The organism is Bacillus nitroreducens (genome assembly GCF_964021195.1).
The window spans coordinates 1-6101 of sequence record NZ_CAXHYI020000004.1; the positions used below are offsets into that span (position 1 = coordinate 1).

A 6101-nucleotide genomic window follows, 5' to 3' on the forward strand; every position below is an offset into this window, starting at 1 on the left:
TGGTGGAGCCTAGCGGGATCGAACCGCTGACCTCCTGCGTGCAAGGCAGGCGCTCTCCCAGCTGAGCTAAGGCCCCAAATGGATTATATTAATGGTCGGGAAGACAGGATTCGAACCTGCGACCCCTTGGTCCCAAACCAAGTGCTCTACCAAGCTGAGCTACTTCCCGTAATGGCGCGCCCGAAAGGAGTCGAACCCATAACCTTCTGATCCGTAGTCAGACGCTCTATCCAATTGAGCTACGGGCGCATTTACTATTAAAATGGTGCCGAGGACCGGAATCGAACCGGTACGGTAGTCACCTACCGCAGGATTTTAAGTCCTGTGCGTCTGCCAGTTCCGCCACCCCGGCAATTTAGTAAATAACTTCTGGAGCGGAAGACGGGATTCGAACCCGCGACCCCCACCTTGGCAAGGTGGTGTTCTACCACTGAACTCACTTCCGCATAATGCGGGTGAAGGGACTCGAACCCCCACGTCAAAGACACTAGATCCTAAGTCTAGCGCGTCTGCCAATTCCGCCACACCCGCATATTTAAATAAAATGGTGAGCCATGAAGGATTCGAACCTTCGACCCTCTGATTAAAAGTCAGATGCTCTACCGACTGAGCTAATGGCTCTAAATGGTGCCGGCTAGAGGACTTGAACCCCCAACCTACTGATTACAAGTCAGTTGCTCTACCAATTGAGCTAAACCGGCACATTTAGGAATTATGGTGGAGGATGACGGGATCGAACCGCCGACCCCCTGCTTGTAAGGCAGGTGCTCTCCCAGCTGAGCTAATCCTCCATCTTTTCAACCTAGCAACGTCCTACTCTCACAGGGGCAATGCCCCAACTACCATCGGCGCTGAAGAGCTTAACTTCCGTGTTCGGTATGGGAACGGGTGTGACCTCTTCGCTATCGTCACTAAACTATAAGAAGGATTCATTCCTTCAAAACTAGATAACGTACGCACATTCATTAATGTCTTGCTACGGCTCCTATACAGTCGCCTTCGCAATTCTATTTGGTTAAGTCCTCGATCGATTAGTATCAGTCAGCTGCACATGTCACCATGCTTCCACCTCTGACCTATCAACCTCGTCATCTTCGAGGGATCTTACTAGTTTAACACTATGGGAAATCTCATCTTGAGGGGGGCTTCATGCTTAGATGCTTTCAGCACTTATCCCTTCCACACATAGCTACCCAGCTATGCCCTTGGCAGGACAACTGGTACACCAGCGGTGTGTCCATCCCGGTCCTCTCGTACTAAGGACAGCTCCTCTCAAATTTCCTACGCCCACGACGGATAGGGACCGAACTGTCTCACGACGTTCTGAACCCAGCTCGCGTACCGCTTTAATGGGCGAACAGCCCAACCCTTGGGACCGACTACAGCCCCAGGATGCGATGAGCCGACATCGAGGTGCCAAACCTCCCCGTCGATGTGGACTCTTGGGGGAGATAAGCCTGTTATCCCCGGGGTAGCTTTTATCCGTTGAGCGATGGCCCTTCCATGCGGAACCACCGGATCACTAAGCCCGACTTTCGTCCCTGCTCGACTTGTAGGTCTCGCAGTCAAGCTCCCTTGTGCCTTTACACTCTACGAATGATTTCCAACCATTCTGAGGGAACCTTTGGGCGCCTCCGTTACTCTTTAGGAGGCGACCGCCCCAGTCAAACTGCCCACCTGACACTGTCTCCAAGGCCGATAAGGCCTTCGGGTTAGAATTTCAATACAGCCAGGGTAGTATCCCACCGACGCCTCCACCGAAGCTAGCGCTCCGGCTTCCAAGGCTCCTACCTATCCTGTACAAGCTGTACCAAAATTCAATATCAGGTTGCAGTAAAGCTCCACGGGGTCTTTCCGTCCTGTCGCGGGTAACCTGCATCTTCACAGGTACTATAATTTCACCGAGTCTCTCGTTGAGACAGTGCCCAGATCGTTACACCTTTCGTGCGGGTCAGAACTTACCTGACAAGGAATTTCGCTACCTTAGGACCGTTATAGTTACGGCCGCCGTTTACTGGGGCTTCGATTCAGAGCTTCGCTTGCGCTAACCCCTCCTCTTAACCTTCCAGCACCGGGCAGGTGTCAGCCCCTATACTTCGCCTTGCGGCTTCGCAGAGACCTGTGTTTTTGCTAAACAGTCGCCTGGGCCTATTCACTGCGGCTTTTCAGGGCTATGCACCCTAAAAAGCACCCCTTCTCCCGAAGTTACGGGGTCATTTTGCCGAGTTCCTTAACGAGAGTTCTCTCGATCACCTTAGGATTCTCTCCTCGCCTACCTGTGTCGGTTTGCGGTACGGGCACCATTTACCTCGCTAGAAGCTTTTCTTGGCAGTGTGGAATCAGGAACTTCGGTACTATATTTCCCTCGCCATCACAGCTCAACCTTACGGTAAGCGGATTTGCCTACTTACCAGTCTAACTGCTTGGACGCACATATCCAACAGTGCGCTTACCCTATCCTCCTGCGTCCCTCCATCGCTCAAACGGTAAAGAGGTGGTACAGGAATATCAACCTGTTGTCCATCGCCTACGCTTTTCAGCCTCGGCTTAGGTCCCGACTAACCCTGAGCGGACGAGCCTTCCTCAGGAAACCTTAGGCATTCGGTGGAGGGGATTCTCACCCCTCTTTCGCTACTCATACCGGCATTCTCACTTCTAAGCGCTCCACCAGTCCTCACGGTCTGACTTCGCTGCACTTAGAACGCTCTCCTACCATTGTTCGTAAGAACAATCCACAGCTTCGGTGATACGTTTAGCCCCGGTACATTTTCGGCGCAGAGTCACTCGACCAGTGAGCTATTACGCACTCTTTAAATGGTGGCTGCTTCTAAGCCAACATCCTGGTTGTCTAAGCAACTCCACATCCTTTTCCACTTAACGTATACTTTGGGACCTTAGCTGGTGGTCTGGGCTGTTTCCCTCTTGACTACGGATCTTATCACTCGCAGTCTGACTCCCGAGAATCAAGTCTTTGGCATTCGGAGTTTGACTGAATTCGGTAACCCGATGAGGGCCCCTAGTCCAATCAGTGCTCTACCTCCAAGACTCTATACTCGAGGCTAGCCCTAAAGCTATTTCGGAGAGAACCAGCTATCTCCAAGTTCGATTGGAATTTCTCCGCTACCCACACCTCATCCCCGCACTTTTCAACGTACGTGGGTTCGGGCCTCCATTCAGTGTTACCTGAACTTCACCCTGGACATGGGTAGATCACCTGGTTTCGGGTCTACGACCACGTACTCATTCGCCCTATTCAGACTCGCTTTCGCTGCGGCTCCGTCTCTTCGACTTAACCTTGCACGTAATCGTAACTCGCCGGTTCATTCTACAAAAGGCACGCCATCACACATGAATGTGCTTTGACTACTTGTAGGCACACGGTTTCAGGTTCTATTTCACTCCCCTCCCGGGGTGCTTTTCACCTTTCCCTCACGGTACTGGTTCACTATCGGTCACTAGGGAGTATTTAGCCTTGGGAGATGGTCCTCCCAGCTTCCGACGGGATTTCACGTGTCCCGCCGTACTCAGGATCCACTCAAGAGAGAACGAAGTTTCGACTACAGGGTTGTTACCTTCTCTGACGGACCTTTCCAGGTCGCTTCGTCTACTTCGCTCTTTTGTAACTCCGTATAGAGTGTCCTACAACCCCAAGAGGCAAGCCTCTTGGTTTGGGCTATCTTCCGTTTCGCTCGCCGCTACTCAGGAAATCGCGTTTGCTTTCTCTTCCTCTGGGTACTTAGATGTTTCAGTTCCCCAGGTCTACCTTCGCTTACCCTATGAATTCAGGTAAGGATACTGCCCCATTACGAGCAGTGGGTTTCCCCATTCGGAAATCTTCGGATCAATGCTTACTTACAGCTCCCCGAAGCATATCGGTGTTAGTACCGTCCTTCATCGGCTCCTAGTGCCTAGGCATCCACCGTGCGCCCTTTATAACTTAACCTGTTCGGCTTCGATAAGCTTCAAATTTCTTCGTCACTGCTCTCGTCAGCATCCTCACGTACCGTTAAATACGCTCTGGTGCTTCCTCCATCAGTTCGTCGAACTTTTCGCTTCTCATGCGCCTATAAGTTTTAAAGAACTTACTTCAATGAATGTTTTGTTACGTTATCTAGTTTTCAAAGAACGAAGTTACTGACATCAATCACATCGTGATTTACATCAGTGAATAGTCTTCATGTAGCTTTGCGCTGAGGAATTAATCATCATTGACTAATCTTGCAGACGCAAGCACAATTGATTTTTGCGAAAGGCAAAAATCGACCTTTGAAAGTACAAAAAGCACTCTCAAAACTGACCACAATACAAAACGTCTTTTTTATGAAGTTCGTAGAACTTCTATTGTCTAGCTACGGTTCCTAGCCTCTCGAGATTGCTTCACTTCTTCTGTCAAAGTCTACTGACTTTTCCTTCAGAAATTCCAGCACTTTTCGAAGCTGAACAGTCACCTTCGCTTTTCGACTTTTTCCTTAGAAAGGAGGTGATCCAGCCGCACCTTCCGATACGGCTACCTTGTTACGACTTCACCCCAATCATCTGTCCCACCTTAGGCGGCTGGCTCCTTACGGTTACCCCACCGACTTCGGGTGTTACAAACTCTCGTGGTGTGACGGGCGGTGTGTACAAGGCCCGGGAACGTATTCACCGCGGCATGCTGATCCGCGATTACTAGCGATTCCGGCTTCATGCAGGCGAGTTGCAGCCTGCAATCCGAACTGAGAATGGTTTTATGGGATTGGCTTAACCTCGCGGTTTCGCTGCCCTTTGTACCATCCATTGTAGCACGTGTGTAGCCCAGGTCATAAGGGGCATGATGATTTGACGTCATCCCCACCTTCCTCCGGTTTGTCACCGGCAGTCACCTTAGAGTGCCCAACTGAATGCTGGCAACTAAGATCAAGGGTTGCGCTCGTTGCGGGACTTAACCCAACATCTCACGACACGAGCTGACGACAACCATGCACCACCTGTCACTCTGTCCCCGAAGGGAACGTCCTATCTCTAGGAGTGTCAGAGGATGTCAAGACCTGGTAAGGTTCTTCGCGTTGCTTCGAATTAAACCACATGCTCCACCGCTTGTGCGGGCCCCCGTCAATTCCTTTGAGTTTCAGTCTTGCGACCGTACTCCCCAGGCGGAGTGCTTAATGCGTTGACTTCAGCACTAAAGGGCGGAAACCCTCTAACACTTAGCACTCATCGTTTACGGCGTGGACTACCAGGGTATCTAATCCTGTTCGCTCCCCACGCTTTCGCGCCTCAGCGTCAGTTACAGACCAGAGAGCCGCCTTCGCCACTGGTGTTCCTCCACATCTCTACGCATTTCACCGCTACACGTGGAATTCCGCTCTCCTCTTCTGCACTCAAGTCCCCCAGTTTCCAATGACCCTCCACGGTTGAGCCGTGGGCTTTCACATCAGACTTAAAGGACCGCCTGCGCGCGCTTTACGCCCAATAATTCCGGATAACGCTTGCCACCTACGTATTACCGCGGCTGCTGGCACGTAGTTAGCCGTGGCTTTCTGGTTAGGTACCGTCAAGGTACCGCCCTATTCGAACGATACTTGTTCTTCCCTAACAACAGAGCTTTACGATCCGAAGACCTTCTTCGCTCACGCGGCGTTGCTCCGTCAGACTTTCGTCCATTGCGGAAGATTCCCTACTGCTGCCTCCCGTAGGAGTCTGGGCCGTGTCTCAGTCCCAGTGTGGCCGATCACCCTCTCAGGTCGGCTACGCATCGTTGCCTTGGTGAGCCGTTACCTCACCAACTAGCTAATGCGCCGCGGGCCCATCCATAAGTGATAGCGAGAAGCCATCTTTTAATATGAGACCATGTGGACTCATATGTTATCCGGTATTAGCTCCGGTTTCCCGAAGTTATCCCAGTCTTACAGGTAGGTTGCCCACGTGTTACTCACCCGTCCGCCGCTAATCTTCGGGAGCAAGCTCCCTTAGATTCGCTCGACTTGCATGTATTAGGCACGCCGCCAGCGTTCATCCTGAGCCAGGATCAAACTCTCCAATAGAGTATTGATTGCTCAATAAGTTTTGTTACTTAGAATTAACATTGACGCTTGTATTGTGTTCAGTTTTCAAAGAACTTT

9 tRNA genes and 3 rRNA genes are annotated in these 6101 nt (G+C 51.2%); all 12 read right to left on the reverse strand.

The features are described from left to right. A tRNA-Ala gene (locus ACWPVE_RS22490) sits at positions 1-76 on the reverse strand. Positions 77-92: 16 nt separating this feature from the next. Beyond that, positions 93-169, reverse strand: a tRNA-Pro gene (locus ACWPVE_RS22495). Between the two features lie 3 nt (positions 170-172). Then, positions 173-249 (reverse strand) — tRNA-Arg (locus ACWPVE_RS22500). A gap of 14 nt (positions 250-263) precedes the next feature. Next, positions 264-352 (reverse strand) — tRNA-Leu (locus ACWPVE_RS22505). Positions 353-370: 18 nt separating this feature from the next. Then, a tRNA-Gly gene (locus ACWPVE_RS22510) sits at positions 371-446 on the reverse strand. Between the two features lie 4 nt (positions 447-450). Next, positions 451-531, reverse strand: a tRNA-Leu gene (locus ACWPVE_RS22515). Positions 532-545: 14 nt separating this feature from the next. Beyond that, positions 546-621 (reverse strand) — tRNA-Lys (locus tag ACWPVE_RS22520). 4 nt (positions 622-625) lie between these two features. Then, a tRNA-Thr gene (locus ACWPVE_RS22525) sits at positions 626-701 on the reverse strand. A 14-nt stretch (positions 702-715) separates the two neighbouring features. Continuing rightward, positions 716-791 (reverse strand) — tRNA-Val (locus tag ACWPVE_RS22530). A 9-nt stretch (positions 792-800) separates the two neighbouring features. Next, positions 801-916: ribosomal RNA gene (gene rrf, locus ACWPVE_RS22535) — 5S ribosomal RNA — on the reverse strand. A gap of 95 nt (positions 917-1011) precedes the next feature. After that, positions 1012-3943: ribosomal RNA gene (locus ACWPVE_RS22540) — 23S ribosomal RNA — on the reverse strand. 530 nt (positions 3944-4473) lie between these two features. Next, positions 4474-6023 (reverse strand): 16S ribosomal RNA (locus tag ACWPVE_RS22545). Together the 16S, 23S and 5S rRNA genes with 9 tRNA genes alongside form the textbook arrangement of a ribosomal RNA operon. Positions 6024-6101: the final 78 nt, after the last annotated feature.